This window comes from Polaribacter marinus, assembly GCF_022662535.1.
GTDB classification, from domain to species: Bacteria; Bacteroidota; Bacteroidia; order Flavobacteriales; family Flavobacteriaceae; genus Polaribacter; species Polaribacter marinus.
In genome coordinates this window covers 191470-208940 of the sequence record NZ_JAKQYM010000001.1, presented here as the reverse complement: position 1 = coordinate 208940, position 17471 = coordinate 191470, and the positions used below count along the sequence as shown (strand labels likewise).

The following is a 17471-nucleotide window of genomic DNA, read 5'->3' as shown; positions in this document are numbered from 1 at the left end:
GACCTGAAAGGTAACGCCCTAAATAATTACCAGCGTTTCTTTTTAGATGAAAAACTTGCGTTATTTTTTTTAGATTTTGAAGAGGATTTTCTAAACGAAGCACTCTTTTTATTAAAGTTATTTTTAGCAGGAGCTATTTTCTTCTTAGCAACTTGCTTTTTGGGCTTTTCTTTAATTTTAGAGGCTTCTTCTGTTTTAGATGATGATGAAATCATTTTATTAATTTCTTTCATTTCATCGTCTGTAAGTTCTCTCCAATCTCCCGTTTGCAGGTAACCTAATTCTACATTCATAATTCTTGTGCGCTTTAACTTAGTAACTTCGTAATCTAAGTATTCGCACATTCTACGAATTTGTCTATTTAAACCTTGGGTTAGAATAATTTTAAAGATTTTATCGCTTATTTTTTCTACTTTACATTTTTTAGTTATAGTACCTAAAATAGGGATTCCGCCTCCCATTTTATCTATAAAATCTTGTGTAATCGATTTATTTACAGAAACAAAATATTCTTTTTCATGGTTATTTCCTGCTCTTAAAATTTTATTGACAATATCTCCATCATTTGTTAAGAAAATTAAGCCTTCAGAGGGTTTGTCTAAACGCCCAATAGGAAATAATCTTTCTGGATAATTTATATGTTTTACAATATTATTAGGTTCTCTATCGTCTGTTGTAGAAACAATTCCAACAGGTTTATTTAATGCAATATATAAGGTTACGTTTTTAGGTTGTACAAGTCTACCGTCTAATTTTACAACATCTTTTTTGCCTACCCTATTTCCTAATTGAGTTGGTTTTCCGTTAATTGTAACTCTGCCTTCATTTATAAATTTTTCGGCTTCTCTACGAGAACAAATTCCTGAAGAACTTATATACTTATTTAGATTTATAGACTGTTGATTTGTATTTTCCAAAAGAGAACTATTTTTAGCAAAAATACAGATTACATTACAATTTACCGGGGCAAAAAGTTGAATTTATTTTTAGTTGATTCTTCTTTTTTCGAACCACCTACCTACAAAGTTTAAGTTTAAAGTAACTTTATGAAAATTTTCTTCAATTAGTTTATTATTTATAGATCCTTCTTTCCCATAAGAATAAGAAATATTTAAATTTCCTTTATTAAGTTTTCCTAATGGTAAGCCTAAACCTACAGAAAGAAAATAACTGTCTATTTGTGTGTCTGAAATTTTTAAGAAACCTGAATTGCAGTTTGCTCCAAATCTATATTTTACATTATTCCAATAATTGGGTTTATTTTTAGAAGATTTATATTCTAAACCAAAGGCATATACAGATTGGTTTGTATAACGTTCATTATTTAATTTTTGATTTGTATCACTCCAAAGCAACTTTTTATAATCGAAACTAGAAGTAAAGTTTTTGTTTAATACAGAAGTGATTCCTAACCCATATGAAAAAGGAAGTTCAAAGTTATCTAATTCACTTTCTACTTCATTTTCTATTCCTATAGAGTTCCCTCCAGAAGAAGTTTTGTAGGATGTTCTTGTTTGCGTACCAGTAAGTTTTGTCGGCAATTCTAAAGTACCTCCAATGGTAGTTTCTATTCCTTTTATTTTAGGCATGGTATATTGAAAACCTGTTTTTAGTTTAACACCTCCATAATTATTTTGATCGCTAATAGAGACAAAAGAATCGGTAAATAATTGTTTTTCTTGATTTATTGCACCAAAAAGAAAAGAGAAGTCAACCCCGAAAGAAAGATTTTTAAGAAGTTTCATTCCTGTAGAAATATAAAATTTATTTAACCCACCAGAACCTGTTATTCTAGTAATGTAGGTATCTACAGATCCTTCTATTGGATTTTCTATATCTACATTGTATCCTGTTTTTGTATAAGGCAAAAGCCCTATTCCCACTCCCCAATTTTGTTTGATAGGAAAAGCAATGGCCAAATGAGAAAAATTACCATTACTACTGGTTTCACTCAAACTATTTGTTTTTAACACAGAATATGTTCCATTTAATCCAAATTCATATAAAAATGAGTTTTGTACTATATTTCCTAAATTTGCTGGATTAATAATATTTATTTCAAACATATTTTTCTGAGCGATACCTGTATTCCCTAATCCCGTTAAGCCACCCGTTGCCGTTTTATTTTCTACACCTAGGCCAAACAAAGAATAAGGTGTATTAGTATTGTTTTGTGAATATAAAATACCTGTTGTACTGATTAACAGTAGTAATAAATTTCTCTTTAACATCTTCTTTAATAATTTAAATATTTTACTGCTAATTTTATTTGATTATTTGCATCGTTATCGATCACTAAATTTTTAACAATGCTACTATAGTTTGTAAACTGAATCATAAGTGCATAATTTAAATCGTATTCTGACTGTAAAATCTCTTCAACATAACCACTTAGATTTATACTGTAATAGGTATTAGAATTAAACTCACTACCATCTTGATTTAAAACTGCATTTACCACATTACCATCTATATCTACAAGTTCTTTAATAACTCTATTTTTATGATCTACTACATAAACAAGCAATGTTTCATCTAAGGAATTGCTATTACTATAACTACCATTTAGAGGTTTAAACGTTAATTCTGCACTTAAAACAGAACTTGTATTTGAAATTTCTGAGAGTTTTTTTATTGATGGAATTTCTATTCGAGAAGAAATTCCCGTACCCCCTTGAGCAAAAATTAAATTATCTGTACTAGTACTTAGCTTGATATCTTCTACATCTTCAAAACTGTCTAATATGGTAGATGATAAATCTGAACGAATTTCATTAAATTGTTTGGTTGCATCAGAAAGTACAAAATCTACATAATAACTGTTATTTTCATTATCATCATCATCATTTACAGTATAATACAATCTTACTTTAGAATTACGAGCTGTGCTTTCTATTGTAGAAATATTAAACCCTAAAACATGACTATCTAAAGTTGTGTCTGGAACAATAGCTATCCCTTTAAAGTATTGAAGAAAATCATCGATGGTATTGATATCATTATCTACAATTTTATTAAATATTTCTTCTCCTAATTCAACCTTCATTGGTATATATAATGAATCTGTACTTTTATTCGGTTTTGGAGTAAAACTTAGCTCACCCAAAGAAGCAGGATCGTAATGTAATGTAGACGTATTATAAAAAGTAGTTCCTTCTTCTGGTTCTATTGTTTGCGTAACTCTATATATGTTATACGACTGTATTTTTGTAGTATCTCCATAATAATAATAATAATAATAATTATCGTAATTTAAAATCATCCCAATAGAATCGTAAACCGCTTCAGCGTCTATTGATAAAGAACTAGGAGATAATTGAAGGTATGATTTTGCTGTTAAATGCCCAAAATAATTATCAAACAAACTTCCTAATAAAATACGACTTGTATTTGACGTTGGTAAAGAATCTAATTTATAGGTTCCTGCTTTTATAGAAAATGTATCAATCAATCTTACTTGTATATCTGTTTCTATAAAATCGCTTCCAACTTTGTAACTTAATGTTTCATCAGAAGTGCAAGAAACAAACAAAACAATACTAAAAATACTTATAATAAAATACCTCATTTTACTTTTTAAAGCAAAAGTATTAGGCTAGTTATCACAAAAAATCACAAAATATATAAACAATACTTTTCAATAGACTTATCTCATAAAAACATCTCTAAACCCATTAATTAACACCTTTTAAGAAAATTAACATTTGCTTTACATGATTATCTATAAAATCTACTTGTTTGTCTATTTCATACTTTTTATCAATTTAATAGCCTCTAGATTTGTTCACTAATTAAGCAAATGAATAAATTAAATCTAATGAGAAAAACAAATTTGACACAAAAAGGTAAATTTCTATTTTTAATTACATTAATGTCTTTATCTATTATAAGTTGTAGTAGTGATGATGATGATGATGATGAATACGGAAATTGGGTAGAAAGTTCTACTTTTGATGGAAACTCTAGATCAAACTCTATCAGTTTTACAATTGGTACAAAAGGATACTTGGTAACAGGTTATGATGGTGATGATTATTTAACAGACACCTGGGAATACAATTCTGAAGGAGATTATTGGACTAAAAAAGCAGATTTTCCTGGAGTAGGAAGAAGTGGTGCTGTAGGTTTTTCTATTAACGGGAAAGGTTATTTGGGAACAGGTTACGATGGAAACAACGAACTTAATGATTTTTGGGAATACGATCCTAGTACAGATACTTGGACACAAAAAGCAGACTTTGCTGGTACAGCTAGATATGGAGCTATTGGTTTTTCTATTTCAGGAGATGGATATATTGGTACAGGATATGATGGAAGTGAGCAAAAAGACTTTTGGAAATACAATGTTGCTACAGATTCTTGGGAACAATCGCTAGGGTTTGGTGGACAAAAAAGGCAAGATGCTTCTGTTTTTGTGATTAACGAAGTTGCATATATTGGTTTAGGAATTCACAATGGAGCATACGAAGAAGATTTTTATTCTTTTGATGGAACTAACTGGACAAGGTTAACGGATTTAGATGATGACGAAGATGATGATTACGATTACGAAATTCTTTTAAGTAGCGGAACTGCTTTTACACTTAACGGAAAAGGATATGTAACTACAGGTATTTCTGGATCTATAACAACAGAAACTTGGGAATACGACCCTAGTACAGATACTTGGGAAGAGCTTCCTGATTTTGAAGGTTCTGCTAGACAAAATGCAAGTGCTTTTACTTTTGATTCTAAAGCTTATGTATTGATGGGAAGAAGTGGAAGTTATTATTTTGATGATGTTTGGGAATTTAGACCAAATGAGTTGGAAAATGAGGATGACTAAACTTTCTTAAATATCAAAATTTAAGTTTAAAAATTGAGCCGCTAATTCTAAGTAGCTCAATTTTTAAACTTTTTTTTATGAAAAAAACAACAGTTTGTTGTGAGTCTTTTAAGAATCTTTCCCACTAATTTCGCAATTATTAAATAATCAATAAATTGAATACTATTTTAAAGAAATCAAACACAACAATAATTGTTCATAGTCTTATATGGATTTTCTTTTTAGCAATTACAGCTATACAATCGTATTCAAGATTTAGTAGAATACCAAATGAATTTTACTTTTTAAACTTTACTTTTATTACCGTTTTTTATTTAAATTATTTGGTTTTAATTCCCAAATTTTTACTCAATAAAAAAATCGTTTTATACATTATCATTTCACTGGTATTAATTCTCTTTATCATTTTTGTTGTAGAGCCATCTTTAACGTTTTCTACAAAACCCCATTTTTTAAATGAAAACCTCGATCTTAATCTTCCAAGGCGCAGAAAAAGAAACATAAATTTAAGGCCACACATTTTATTACTCTTATTTTTTGCCTTAAGTACTTGTGTAAAGTTAGTTTCTGAATGGTATAAGTCTGAAAAAGAAAGAACTATCATTGCTTCTCAAAAAATAAATTCTGAATTATCTTTTTTAAAAGCACAGTTAAATCCTCATTTTTTATTTAACACACTAAACAGCATTTATTCTTTAGCCAATAAAAAATCTGATGACACTACAGTTGCCATTGTTACACTTTCTGAACTTATGAGGTATATGATTTATGAGGCTAATGAAGAATTTATTTCTTTAGAAAAAGAAATAGAATATATAAAAAACTATATCTCTTTACAGTTGCTACGCTTAAAAGATTCTAGTGGTGTAAAAATAAATGTGCATGGAGATTTAAATTATAAAATAGAGCCTTTATTGCTTATTTCATTTATAGAAAACGCCTTTAAATACGGTACTGATTATAAAGGAAAAACAGATATAAGAGTTAAGATTTCTATTGATAATGATGAATTACACTTAAAGGTTTACAACCTTTCATCTTTACAAAAATCAACAACTAAAAACTCTGGAGTTGGGTTAGAAAACATACAAAACAGATTAAACTTACTCTATCCAAATTCTCACACATTAGGTATTACAAAGAATAAAAAATCCTTTGAAGTCAATTTAAAAATCAAGTTAAAAAAATAGCCAATGAAATGTATAATTATTGATGATGAACCTTTGGCGCTAGAATTGCTAGAAGATTTTATTTCTAAAGTACCTTTTTTAGAATGTGCAGGCACTTGTTCAAGCGGTTTTGAGGCTAGTATTATTTTACAAGAACAAAAAATTGATTTAATTTTTACAGACATAGAAATGCCTAATTTTTCTGGTATTGACTTTATTAAATCTTTAGATGTAAAACCAATGTTTATTTTTACTACAGCATACTCACATTATGCTGTAGAAGGGTTTAACTTAAACGCTATCGATTATCTTGTAAAACCCATTCCTTTTCATCGATTTTTAAAAGCTGCAACTAGAGCTCATAATTTATTGAAATTAAAAATTGAAGAAGAAACTCCTAATCTAAATCAAGAAGTAATTCAAGAATTTATTTTTGTAAAATCTGAATATGAAAATTTAAAAATAAATTTATGTGACATAAAATACATCGAGTCTTTAAAAGATTATATTAAAATTTATACAAATAAAGACAAACCTATTTTAACGCTTAGCAGTTTAAAAAGTTTTGAAGAAAAATTAGGAAAAGTAAATTTTGTGAGAGTACATAAGTCTTTTATTGTTTCTTTAAAACACATTTATTCTGTACAAAGAAATAGAATTATTATAGATGACAAATGGATTCCAATTGGTTTAAATTACAAAGACGATTTTATTAAAAAAATTGATAATTAACTTTACAATTCTATCGTTCTAAATGTCAAATTAATTCTAGGTGAATTTACTTTTTTTGTAGGTGGTAATCTGTGTAACCAATGGGTTTGTGTTCCCTCTTTCATAACTAATAAACTTCCTTTTTCTAAAATAAGATCTATTCTTTGTTTGTTTTTCTTATGCTTAAAAGAAAACTTTCGTTCTGCTCCTAACGACAAAGATGCAATTGCCCCATTTTTCTTTAACATTTTTTCTCCATCAGAATGATAAGCCATTCCTTCGGCTCCTGATGGATATAAATTTAATAGACAAGAATTAAAAGTTTCTCCAGTTTCTTTTTCAACAATATCTTTGAGTTCTATCAATTCTTTAGTAAAAAAGTTTGCTTTTTTTGTTATTTTAGAATAGGTATAAGAAAACTCAGATGTTCCATACCAAGCTACTTTTCTCTTGGTAATAATCTTCTTACCAAAAATAATTGCTTCATCATTTTTAAACAAAATGGTTTCCATCAATTTTTCATAGTAAAATTCACATTGCCTTTTATTTAAAACGAGTCCGTGATAATTTGTAACTCCATCAAAAGGAAGAATGTTTGCTATTTTTTCTGTAGAAAATAAATCCATGAAAGTAAATGTACAAAAAGAACTCAAAAGCAAGTTTTCTTTAATATCAAATTAAAATTCAAACCATTGATTAGTATGTTTTCATTTTATTCTAAGCCTAATTATTAATAAAGTCTTACTTTCTCATAGTTCCATAAGTTTTAAGATGTGAGTGCCAACTAAAAGTTTTTTCAAGAATGTGTGGTGTATGACCTCCTAACTTGTATGCTTCTTCAAAATATTCTAATAATTGCTCTTTATAATCTGGGTGCACACAATTTTGTATAATAAGCTTAGCCCTTTCTACTGGTGCCAACCCTCTTATATCTGCCAAACCTTGGTCTGTAACCAAAATATCTACATCATGCTCGGTATGATCTGTATGAGAAACCATTGGTACAATATGAGAAATACAACCTTGTTTTGACATAGAAGGGCATGCAAAAATACTCAGATAACCATTTCTAGCAAAATCACCAGAACCACCAATTCCATTCATCATCTTAGTACCTCCTATATGTGTAGAGTTTACATTACCATAAATATCAAATTCAATAGCTGTATTAATTCCAATAACACCTAAACGGCTGATAACTTCTGCAGAATTACTAATATTTTGAGGTCTTAGAATCAATTTATCTTTATATTTCTTAAAATTATCAAACACCCTCTTAGAACACTCTTCTGTTATAGTTATAGAAGAAGCAGAAGCAAATAATAATTTTCCAGAATCAAACAACTCAAAAGTACTATCTTGAAGTACTTCAGAATACATAGTAAGATCTTTAAATTTACTATTAGTAAAACCCGATAAAATAGCGTTAGCTGTTTTACCTATTCCTGCTTGCAAAGGTAAAAGCGATTCTGTTAAACGTCCTTCTTCAACCTCTTTTTCTAAAAATTGTAGGATATGATTTGATATTGCCGTCGTTTTCTCATCAGGAGCAGAAATAACTGCAGGACAATCCGGAACTTCTGTAAAGACAATAGCTGCAACTTTTTGGGGATCAATTTTAATATAAGGTTCTCCTATTCTTGTATCAGATTGTAAAATAGAGATAACCTCTCTATAAGGTTGTTTTTTCAAAAATTTAACATCATGAATTCCAATAAGGCTTTCTGGAAAAGTTCTATTAATTTCAATGATAATTTTATCTGCTTTTTCGGCAAAAACAGGAGAATTACCCACAGACGTTGTAGGGATAATATAACCTTCTTTAGTAATGGCTAAAGCTTCAATAATGGCTACATCAATTTTAAAAGTATCAATATGCTGAAGCATGTCTGCTGTTTGCCCCAAATGTTGATCTACATATAAAACTTCATGATTATTAATACTCTTTCTTAAAGTAGGATCTGCTTGAAAAGGCATTCTTTTATATAAAGCTCCATTTTTTGCTAAATCTGCATCTGTATTATAACCTAAAGAAGCACCGCTTAATACGGTAATTTTTAATTCTTCATGAAGTGCTCTTTCTGCAACTTTTGGTAATACTGTTTTACTATCACCTGCTTTTGTAAAACCACTAACGCCTATAACATGATGATTTTTAATTAATAAAGCTGCTTTTTCTGGTTTTTGAATTTTATCTAAATATGCGGAATATTTAATTCTATTCATATTATTATATATTTTATAATTTTTGGGTAAAAAAATTTTCTTTTTAATTAATATAACTCTTTAAATTATATTTTTGATAAATAGTACCGGCAATTTATGTAAGATATTTAATGTCTTTTTATTGAAAAAAGACATAATTTTATTAATTTAGTGCAAAATATAATGAACTTGTAAATATTTTGAAAAGTAAGTATTATTTAACCGAAGTTGATAAGAATCCTCAGAGTATATTCTGTTACCATGATTTAAAAGGAGAAACATTTGTTGAGTCTCATAAACATCAAAAAGGACAATTTTTATATTCTGAAGGAGGTGTAGTACATGTAAAAACCAATAGCAGAATGTACTATTTACCCGCAAGACATTATATGTGGATTCCATCTGGAACAAAACATGCAATTTACCCTAGCTCATCAAAAGTGATAATGAGAAACCTCTATTTTCCTATAACATCAAATTCATCTTCTTTTTATAAAAAAGAAGGAATTTATCCTATTAACAACTTATTATTAGAGTTGTTATTATTTATTAAAAATTGGAATGGAGATATCACTAAGTCTCAAAAAAACAAATACGCAATTGTTTATGCTTTCAAAGCGCTTTTAGAGCAATCAATTACAAAATCTTTACATTTAGAGCTACCACATCCAAAAGATGGAAGATTGATAAATATTGTCAACTACCTAACAAATCAAATTCACCGAGAGCATTTACTACCTAAATTAGCTTCAAATTTTAGTATGACAGATAAGTCATTATACAGATTATTTAAAAAAGATTTAGGAATGTCGTTTATTAAATATTATACGCAATTACGAATTTTTAAATCTTTAGAGTATTTAATGAATTCTGACTATAATATTTCAGAAATAGCAAATATGGTAGGGTATAATAGCTTGCCTACATTTAGTAATACCTTTTGTAATGTTATGGGTAAACGCCCATCAGCATATAGAAAATCTAATGAAATTTATAATTAAGTAAAAAACAGTCATCTCTTCTCAAAATTCTAAAAAGAAAAAATAATAAACTATATTAAAAATCTAAATCAACATATTTTTTAATTTTAAATGTAACAAAAATCACATATCATTTCAAATATCTATCGTATATTTGCGATAAGAAATATGAAAAGAAATTTAGAACCTATAGAATACAAAGAAAATACTGAAGCTTTAGCAAAGTTTGCAAAAGCTTTGGGGCATCCTACTCGTATTGCCATTTTAAAACATCTTGAAAATCAATCGTGTTGTTTTACGGGTGATTTGGTAGAAGTTTTTCCTTTAGCACAATCTACAATTTCTCAACATCTTAAAGAATTAAAAAACGCTGGTCTTATTCAAGGTGAATTAAAACCGCCCAAAATAAAATACTGTATTCATCAAGAAAATTGGAATATCGCTAAATCATTATTCCAACAATTTTTTGATTGATTTTTTATTTAATAACCATATCGTCTATTTGCGATAAACAAAAAATAAATATTATGAGTAAAGTCATTAAAATTCTAGGAACAGGTTGTCCAAAATGCCAATCTATGACAGCAGTTATTAAAGATGTTGTATCTGAAAATAAGATTGATGCCACCATTGAAAAAGTTGAAGACATTATGGAGATCATGAAGTTTAACGTCATGACAACTCCTGCGCTAGTAATAGATAATGTGATTACAATAAAAGGTAGAGTTCCGTCTAAAGATGAAGTTTTAGCTCTTTTAAATTAATTGTAACATTATGAATTACCAAGTTAAAGCTTCTTCTATTTCAAATCAAGACGCAGAAATTCATATCAAAGAATCTAATATTGCTTTCGGAACAACGTCAAGAACTTCTGAATCCTTGCCAAATCCAGCAGAATTATTCTTAGGTGCATTTGCAGCTTGTATGTTAAAAAATGTAGAGCGTTTTTCTGGTATGATGAAATTTAATTATACAAAAGCTACGGTTACCGTAAATGCCACACGTCTTGAACAGCCACCAAGAATGGATAGTATTATTTACAATTTAACCATTTACAGCAATGATGAAAAATTAAATACCAATTTACTTAAAAAAAACATTGAAAAACACGGTACAATCTACAATACCGTAAAGTTAGCTTGTAGTATTTTAGGAACAATTAAAACGCTTAAAGATGTTTGATTGGTTGCAACATTTTGCAGATTGGTTAATATATTCCGTATTTGAATTTGGAGCAGAAACACACTTGGGAACAGCTCTAAATTTCTTTGTATTTGATACTCTTAAAATTCTTATTCTCTTATTTTTTATTGTTTTTATAATGGGAATTGTAAATACCTATTTCCCTATAGAACGATTAAAAGATTATCTGAATAGAAAAAAACTGTACGGTTTAGAATACCTTTTTTCTTCTATTTTTGGTGCAATTACACCTTTTTGTTCTTGTTCTTCTGTACCTCTTTTTATTGGTTTTGTACAAGGAGGAATTCCTCTTGGAGTCACCTTTTCTTTTTTAATTACATCTCCTTTAGTAAATGAAGTTGCTGTGGCAATGTTTCTTGGTATGTTTGGAGTAAAAGCTACTTTAATTTATGTTGTTTCAGGAGTTTTTTTAGGTACCATTGGTGGTTGGTTACTAGGTAAATTTAAATTAGAACCACTACTTTCTGATTGGGTAAAAAAAATTCTTAAAAATAAAACACAAAATCTTGAATACGAGGACGAGAATCGAACATTTAAGCAACGTTTACCCGAAATTACACGAGGCGCATGGGATATTGTAAAGAGTGTATTACTCTATGTTATCATCGGAATTGCAATTGGTGCTGCTATGCACGGATATGTACCGGAAAACTTTTTTAATCAATATTTAGGAGGTGATGAATGGTGGACAGTTCCATTAGCAGTTCTAATTGCAGTACCTATGTATGCAAATGCTGCAGGAATTGTACCTGTTATTCAGGTTTTTGTTGCTAAAGGTGTACCACTTGGTACTGCCATTGCCTTTATGATGGCAACAGTAGGTTTGTCTATTCCTGAAGCTACTTTACTAAAAAAAGTAATGTCTTTAAAGTTAATTGCTATCTTTTTTGGCGTGGTAACACTCTGCATTATCTTTTCAGGATACTTATTCAACATATTATTGTAAAATATAAATCAAAATAAAATCAAAAATGAAAACAATGAAAAAAGCAATACAATTTTTAGCCGTCTTAACAATAGGTATTTTATTAACATCTTGCAGTAAGCAAAATAAAAGTAATGTTAAACATTTAGATAATTCTATTTCAAAAATTGAAGTTATCGATTTTCATTCAACACATAGATGCATGACTTGTAAAGCCATTGAGGCCAATACAAAATATACATTAGACACCTATTTTTCAAAGGAATTAAAAGAAGATAAAGTTACATTTCAAGTAATTAATGTTGATGAAAAAGCAAATGAAAAAATTGCAGAAAAATTTGAGGCTTCTGGTACATCTCTTATCTTAAATGTAATTAAAAACGGAAAGGAAACTCAAATAAATCTAACCGATTTTGCATTTATGGAAGGAAACAACAAAGATCTTTTTTCTAAAGAACTAAAGGCTAAAATTGAAGCTGAATTAAAAACCCTCTAAATGGATTTTTTACAATCGCTTTTAGAAAATTATAATATTCCTATTTTATCAGCCTTTATACTCGGACTAATGACAGCGGTTAGTCCCTGTCCTTTAGCTACCAATATAACCGCCACTGCTTTTATTTCAAAAAACATTTCTAGCAAACGTAAAGTGTTTTTGAGTGGGTTATTATACTCTTTGGGAAGAGGGTTTAGTTATACAGCAATTGGCTTAATATTATACTTTGGTGCAAGCAAGTTTCATCTTGCCCGATTTTTTAATCAGAACGGAGAAAAATATTTAGGCCCTTTATTGATACTAATAGGCTTAATTATGCTAAATATTATCAAACTTAAGTTTTTAAGTAAATTAAATTTTCAAGAAAAACTATCTGATAAATTTAAAGACAAAGGTCTGTTAGGATCTTTTATGATAGGTGTTGTTTTTTCTTTGGCATTTTGCCCCTATAGTGGCGCATTGTTTTTTGGCATGTTAATACCAATGACAATTGCATCTGCAGACGGACTTTATTTGCCAATTGTATTTGCATTTGGAACAGGTTTACCCGTAATTCTTTTTACTTATTTACTTGCTTTTACTGCTGGAAAAATAGGTGTGGTTTACAATAAAATTACTCAAATAGAAAAGATAATGAGAACCGTTGCTGGTGTGGTTTTTATATTAACTGGATTGTATTATGTTTTTATTTTTACAGGAATTATAGAATAAATCTAAGTTTACTAAAAAGCATAAAATGAACCTTATAAGAATATGCTTAATTGATAAAAATTAGCCAATATCTATTATTCATTTTTTAATTACTAAATTAGTTCCTTAGCCTCATTACTATATATATTATAAGATGTTCAAAAACAAGATTACAAGATTAAAATTGATACTATTTTTTTTAGTTTTTAATTCAGCTTTTATTTTTGCCTCTACTGTAGACACCATTAAGGTTGTAAGTAAATCCATGAATAAATCTATTTCAAATATTGTTATTTTACCTAACAATTATTCTACTCAAAAAAAGAGTTTTCCTGTACTGTATTTACTTCATGGTGCGTCTGGCAGCTATACCGATTGGATCTCAAAAGTTCCAAGTATTAAAGAATATGCAGACCAATATCAAATAATAATTGTATGTCCTGACGGAGGGCATAATAGTTGGTATTTTGATAGTCCTATTGATAAAAACATCAATTATGAAACTTATATCTCAAAAGAACTCATCAACACAATAGATAAAAAATACAATACCTCTGCACAAAAATCGGGAAGAGCGATTACCGATTTAAGTATGGGCGGACATGGAGCTTTTTATCTTGCTTTTAAACATCAAGACATTTGGGGTGCTGCCGGAAGCATGAGCGGAGGAATGGATCTTAGAGCATTTTCAAGTAATTGGGGACTACCTAAACTATTAGGGAAATATTCTGAACACAAAGAATCATGGGAAAAAAATACAGTAATTAACATGGTTTATCTGTTAGAAAAAGATAGCCTAAAACTTATATTTGATTGCGGAATTAATGATTTCTTTTACGATGCAAATAAGCGACTTCATAAAAAATTAATCGAAAGAAATATTCCACATGACTTCATTGAACGTCCTGGTGCCCATAACTGGGAATATTGGTCAAATTCTATAAAATATCAACTTCTTTTTTTTAATGATTATTTTAAATCATAAAACAAGATTATCTTTTTGGCAAATTTTAGCACCTCTTATCTCCAAACACAATTTAGTTTAAAATATAGACTAATGAAAATATTGAAATACATACCCACAGTGTAAGAGCCAAAATTATAGGTTTTGTACCGGTAGATTTTAAGTCTTTTATAGAAATTGTAGAACCAACTAAAAATAAGGTTAGTAATAATAATCGTTTTGACATTAGAACAATAAAATTAGTTGTAGCCTCAGGTAAAATATGGTAGCTATTTATTATAATTGCTAGCATAAATAAGAAAATAAAATAAGGGATTTTAATTCTTTCTCCTTTTGTTTTAAAAAGAAACATTGAAAAAATAGATAAAGGGATAATCCACAAAGTTCTAGATAATTTAACTGTGGTTGCAATTCGTAATGCTTCTTCGCCGTAACCTAAAGCAGCTCCAACCACCGAACTTGTATCGTGTATTGCAATAGCACACCATAAGCCAAATTGTTCTTGTGTTAAGTGTAAAAAATGTCCGACCGCAGGAAATACAAATAACGCAATAGAGTTTAATAGAAAAACAATTCCTAAAGCAATACTTATGGTTTTACTTTTTGCTTTAATTACTGGTGAAATGGCAGCAATTGCACTTCCACCACAAATTGCAGTTCCAGAGGTAATAAGATGTCCTAGTTTTACATCTATTTTAAAAAGTCTTGTTAACAATAAGCCTATGGTTACAGTTAATATTATAGAATAAATAGTGAGGGTTAATCCTTCTTTACTTGTTTCTAACGTTTCTTTTATAAACATACCAAAACCCAAACCCACAACCGAAATTTTTAAAAAATAATGAATGGCTTTGTGACTGTACTCTTTGAACGGATTATTGAAAATAATGGCATAAGCAAAACCGAGAATTAATGCTGTTGGACTATTAATGAAGCCTAAAAGAGCAATTGCTACGATGAGGAAATAAATTGTTTTTGAGCTAATATCTTTCATATCATGAGGTCTTATTTGATACAAAAGTAAAATACATTAATAAGCTTAAAGCAAATTAATTATTGATATTAGATAACTAAAAGTTATAGTTCTGACGAATGAATTTTTTGAAATAGTTAAAAGTATTAGAAAGATACCCTGTTCTGTTTACAAAGTAAAACCATCTTTCAATACTTAAATCTTTAATGTCTATTATTTTAAGTTTATTATTCATCAAATCATCAGAAATAGAATGAATGGAAAGCAGTGCGTAATGATCTGAATGATATAAATAATTTTTAATTGCTTCTGTACTATTAAAAAACACAACCGAATTGAGTTTTGAAATTTTATGTTTTAATAAAAAAGTATCAATAATCTCTTTTGTTCCAGAGCCATTTTCACGCGCTACTATTGGAATTTTTTGTAACATAGTAATATCGATACTTCCTTTTTGAAAAGCTTTATTATTTACATTTGTTACAAGGACAATTTCATCCTTAATAAATTTCTCAAATTGTAATTTGGGGTTTGAAGTACTTCCTTCTGTTATACCAAAATCAATATCTTCATTTAAAATTAAATTTTCAATGTTCTCAGAATTATTACTTATGATATTAAATTTTGTTTGCGGAAACTGTACTCTAAATTTTGCAATGATTTTAGGAATGATGTAATTAGATAAAGTGGTACTTACTCCAAAATTAATGAAATTTGGAAAGTTGTCTTTTTTGTGAAGAAATTGCTCTTCCATTTGAGTATAAATAGCCAATATTTTATTAACATAAACTAAAAACGCTTTTCCTTCATCTGTTAATTCTATAGAGTTTCTCTTTCTTATAAATAAAGTGGTTTTAAACTCTTGTTCTAAATTTTTAATTGATTTAGAAATAGCTGGTTGTGAAAGATACAATTGTTCTGCAGCTTTTGTAAAACTTAAATGTTTAGCAACAATTTTAAATATCTGTAATTTAGTTTTCATTAATTTATGTAAGTATTTATATAAGAATAGTAACGGGGCTTAGCCTATTATTTAACAAATAAGAATTGAATAGAAAATCTACATAAATTTCTATTGATCTTTGATCTTTTTTATCAATTCTGTTTTTTTAAGATTACTTAAATCGTTTCTTGACATTACTTTTTTTCGATATTCATTTTTATAAAAAGCGGACAACTTTACATTCTTTAATAACTTATAGTAATCAATTAATTCTAAATCAAAATCTAGGCAATTAGGGTAATACTTTTGTCCTAATTTTATAAAATTAATAGCTTGTTGATAGTCTTTTTTTTCATAGCCATAACTGCTAGCCAATGAAAACAGATGGGTTAAACTTGGGTTTAGTGTAAAGCCCATATTTTGTCCGGCTTTCTCTAAATCTGATTTAAATTCTATGATTGGGCTTTTAATGCTTGTCTTTTTTAATTTTCTATAAAACCAATTATTTAAAATATGATTATAATCTGCATAACAATCCATAAGAATAGCAGGTAGAGAAACCCAGTAGTTGGTCATATGATTTGCGTTTGAAGTTTCTGTAAAAGAGCCGTTAAAATTTTGAGGCATTTTGTTTTTAGACATAAACTGAAATACCTCTAAGTTTTCTTTTAAATATGATTCTTCTTCTAAAGTAGATCCTGCGGTAAAATAGTATCGAAACTTATGCGGAAAATTGGTTGGGTTGGATATACTGGCCTTAAATGTGTTTGCCGAAAGAGGCTGATTGCTATAAAATCCGCTTAGAGCAATGGCTACATTTATATTTTTGCTTTGTTTTGTTGTTAAATAATTGACTAAAAAGGCGGTTCTTGAATGCCCGATTATGGTTATAAACTGATTGGCTTTATAATCTCTTTGAAGTTTAGGAATGAGCTCTTTAAAAAGAAACTTTTCCATTCTTTGGATACCTGCTAAGGAATCGTTTTTAGCTTTTTTATTTGATGTTAAATAATATCTATTAGAACGATTAAAAGGCACTCCAATAATTATATTTTCGGGCATTTGAGATTCATTGGTTAATAAATCTATTGAGTTGATGATTTGAGGATAGGTGCTTTGGTGTTGACTATCGAATATGATTGTAATTGGATATTTTGTTTCTTTAGCCGAAAAGTTAAATGTTTCTGGAAGGTGTAGGTTTAAGGTAATAGAATCTTTAAGGTATTGGGATTTATACTTTATGATGTTGTTTGAATAGCCTAAGTACTTTTGACCAAGTGCCATGTTTGTAAATAACAAACTGATGATGATTGTTTTTATGAGTTTCATTTTTATTGACTAATTATATCATTAATGGGACATAAAGGTTGTTTTTGTTTTAACAAAG

19 protein-coding genes are annotated in these 17471 nt (G+C 28.7%); 11 read left to right on the top strand and 8 right to left on the bottom strand.

Annotated elements, in window-relative coordinates; genetic code table 11:
- Window positions 1–26: 26 nt before the first annotated feature.
- From rluF to MC378_RS00925, 3 genes are all read right to left on the bottom strand, one after another.
- Window positions 27–917, bottom strand: coding sequence for a 23S rRNA pseudouridine(2604) synthase RluF (gene rluF, locus MC378_RS00935; protein ID WP_242176832.1), 891 nt, complete (start codon window positions 915–917; stop codon window positions 27–29).
- A gap of 69 nt (window positions 918–986) precedes the next feature.
- A complete protein-coding gene (bamG, locus tag MC378_RS00930; RefSeq protein ID WP_242176831.1) occupies window positions 987–2231 on the bottom strand; it encodes a BamG family beta-barrel-assembly machinery protein in 1245 nt (414 codons plus the stop codon).
- Window positions 2232–2236: 5 nt separating this feature from the next.
- Window positions 2237–3568 (bottom strand): DUF4270 family protein, encoded by a 1332-nt coding sequence (locus tag MC378_RS00925; protein ID WP_242176830.1) that lies wholly within the window; start codon window positions 3566–3568, stop codon window positions 2237–2239.
- Window positions 3569–3817: 249 nt separating this feature from the next.
- Here MC378_RS00925 and MC378_RS00920 point away from each other — a divergent pair, with 249 nt between their 5' ends.
- The 3 genes from MC378_RS00920 to MC378_RS00910 all read left to right on the top strand — a co-directional run bounded on the left by MC378_RS00920 (window position 3818) and on the right by MC378_RS00910 (window position 6726).
- Window positions 3818–4825: a Kelch repeat-containing protein gene (locus tag MC378_RS00920; RefSeq protein ID WP_242176829.1), complete on the top strand. Its 1008-nt coding sequence runs from the start codon at window positions 3818–3820 to the stop codon at window positions 4823–4825.
- Window positions 4826–4980: 155 nt separating this feature from the next.
- Window positions 4981–6015, top strand: coding sequence for a sensor histidine kinase (locus MC378_RS00915; RefSeq protein ID WP_242176828.1), 1035 nt, complete (start codon window positions 4981–4983; stop codon window positions 6013–6015).
- A 3-nt stretch (window positions 6016–6018) separates the two neighbouring features.
- Window positions 6019–6726 carry a LytR/AlgR family response regulator transcription factor gene (locus MC378_RS00910; protein ID WP_242176827.1) on the top strand — a complete coding sequence of 236 codons (708 nt, stop codon included), beginning with the start codon at window positions 6019–6021 and terminating at the stop codon, window positions 6724–6726.
- A gap of 2 nt (window positions 6727–6728) precedes the next feature.
- On the opposite strand, the gene MC378_RS00905 is transcribed toward MC378_RS00910, so the two are convergent.
- Together MC378_RS00905 and MC378_RS00900 are read right to left on the bottom strand one after the other, a co-directional pair.
- A complete protein-coding gene (locus tag MC378_RS00905) occupies window positions 6729–7331 on the bottom strand; it encodes an alpha-ketoglutarate-dependent dioxygenase AlkB family protein (protein ID WP_242176826.1) in 603 nt (200 codons plus the stop codon).
- Window positions 7332–7446: 115 nt separating this feature from the next.
- The gene (locus MC378_RS00900) at window positions 7447–8931 is read right to left on the bottom strand and encodes a succinate CoA transferase (RefSeq protein WP_242176825.1); all 1485 of its coding nucleotides are present in this window, start codon (window positions 8929–8931) and stop codon (window positions 7447–7449) included.
- A 179-nt stretch (window positions 8932–9110) separates the two neighbouring features.
- On the opposite strand from MC378_RS00900, the gene MC378_RS00895 reads away from it, so the two are divergent.
- The 8 genes from MC378_RS00895 (at window position 9111) to MC378_RS00860 (ending at window position 14189) form a co-directional block, all read left to right on the top strand.
- Entirely contained in the window at window positions 9111–9911 is an 801-nt protein-coding gene (locus MC378_RS00895; RefSeq protein ID WP_242176824.1) for an AraC family transcriptional regulator, read from the top strand.
- A gap of 147 nt (window positions 9912–10058) precedes the next feature.
- Window positions 10059–10364, top strand: coding sequence for an ArsR/SmtB family transcription factor (locus MC378_RS00890; protein ID WP_242176823.1), 306 nt, complete (start codon window positions 10059–10061; stop codon window positions 10362–10364).
- A 53-nt stretch (window positions 10365–10417) separates the two neighbouring features.
- Complete coding sequence (locus MC378_RS00885; protein ID WP_242176822.1) at window positions 10418–10654, top strand: thioredoxin family protein; 237 nt, start codon at window positions 10418–10420, stop codon at window positions 10652–10654.
- A gap of 10 nt (window positions 10655–10664) precedes the next feature.
- Window positions 10665–11072: an OsmC family protein gene (locus tag MC378_RS00880; protein ID WP_242176821.1), complete on the top strand. Its 408-nt coding sequence runs from the start codon at window positions 10665–10667 to the stop codon at window positions 11070–11072.
- Entirely contained in the window at window positions 11065–12039 is a 975-nt protein-coding gene (locus MC378_RS00875; protein WP_242176820.1) for a permease, read from the top strand. The genes MC378_RS00880 and MC378_RS00875 overlap by 8 nt, the downstream gene beginning before the upstream one ends.
- A 34-nt stretch (window positions 12040–12073) precedes the next feature.
- On the top strand, window positions 12074–12514 hold the full coding sequence (locus tag MC378_RS00870) for a nitrophenyl compound nitroreductase subunit ArsF family protein (RefSeq protein WP_242176819.1): 441 nt from the start codon (window positions 12074–12076) through the stop codon (window positions 12512–12514).
- Window positions 12515–13225, top strand: coding sequence for an aromatic aminobenezylarsenical efflux permease ArsG family transporter (locus tag MC378_RS00865; protein ID WP_242176818.1), 711 nt, complete (start codon window positions 12515–12517; stop codon window positions 13223–13225).
- A gap of 163 nt (window positions 13226–13388) precedes the next feature.
- Entirely contained in the window at window positions 13389–14189 is an 801-nt protein-coding gene (locus MC378_RS00860) for an alpha/beta hydrolase (RefSeq protein ID WP_242176817.1), read from the top strand.
- Between the two features lie 52 nt (window positions 14190–14241).
- Here the strand turns inward: MC378_RS00860 and MC378_RS00855 are convergent, their stop codons facing one another.
- The 3 genes from MC378_RS00855 to MC378_RS00845 all read right to left on the bottom strand — a co-directional run bounded on the left by MC378_RS00855 (window position 14242) and on the right by MC378_RS00845 (window position 17413).
- On the bottom strand, window positions 14242–15162 hold the full coding sequence (locus MC378_RS00855; protein WP_242176816.1) for a YeiH family protein: 921 nt from the start codon (window positions 15160–15162) through the stop codon (window positions 14242–14244).
- 76 nt (window positions 15163–15238) lie between these two features.
- Window positions 15239–16123: a LysR family transcriptional regulator gene (locus MC378_RS00850; protein WP_242176815.1), complete on the bottom strand. Its 885-nt coding sequence runs from the start codon at window positions 16121–16123 to the stop codon at window positions 15239–15241.
- Between the two features lie 90 nt (window positions 16124–16213).
- A complete protein-coding gene (locus MC378_RS00845) occupies window positions 16214–17413 on the bottom strand; it encodes an alpha/beta hydrolase-fold protein (RefSeq protein ID WP_242176814.1) in 1200 nt (399 codons plus the stop codon).
- Between the last annotated feature and the right edge of the window lie 58 nt (window positions 17414–17471).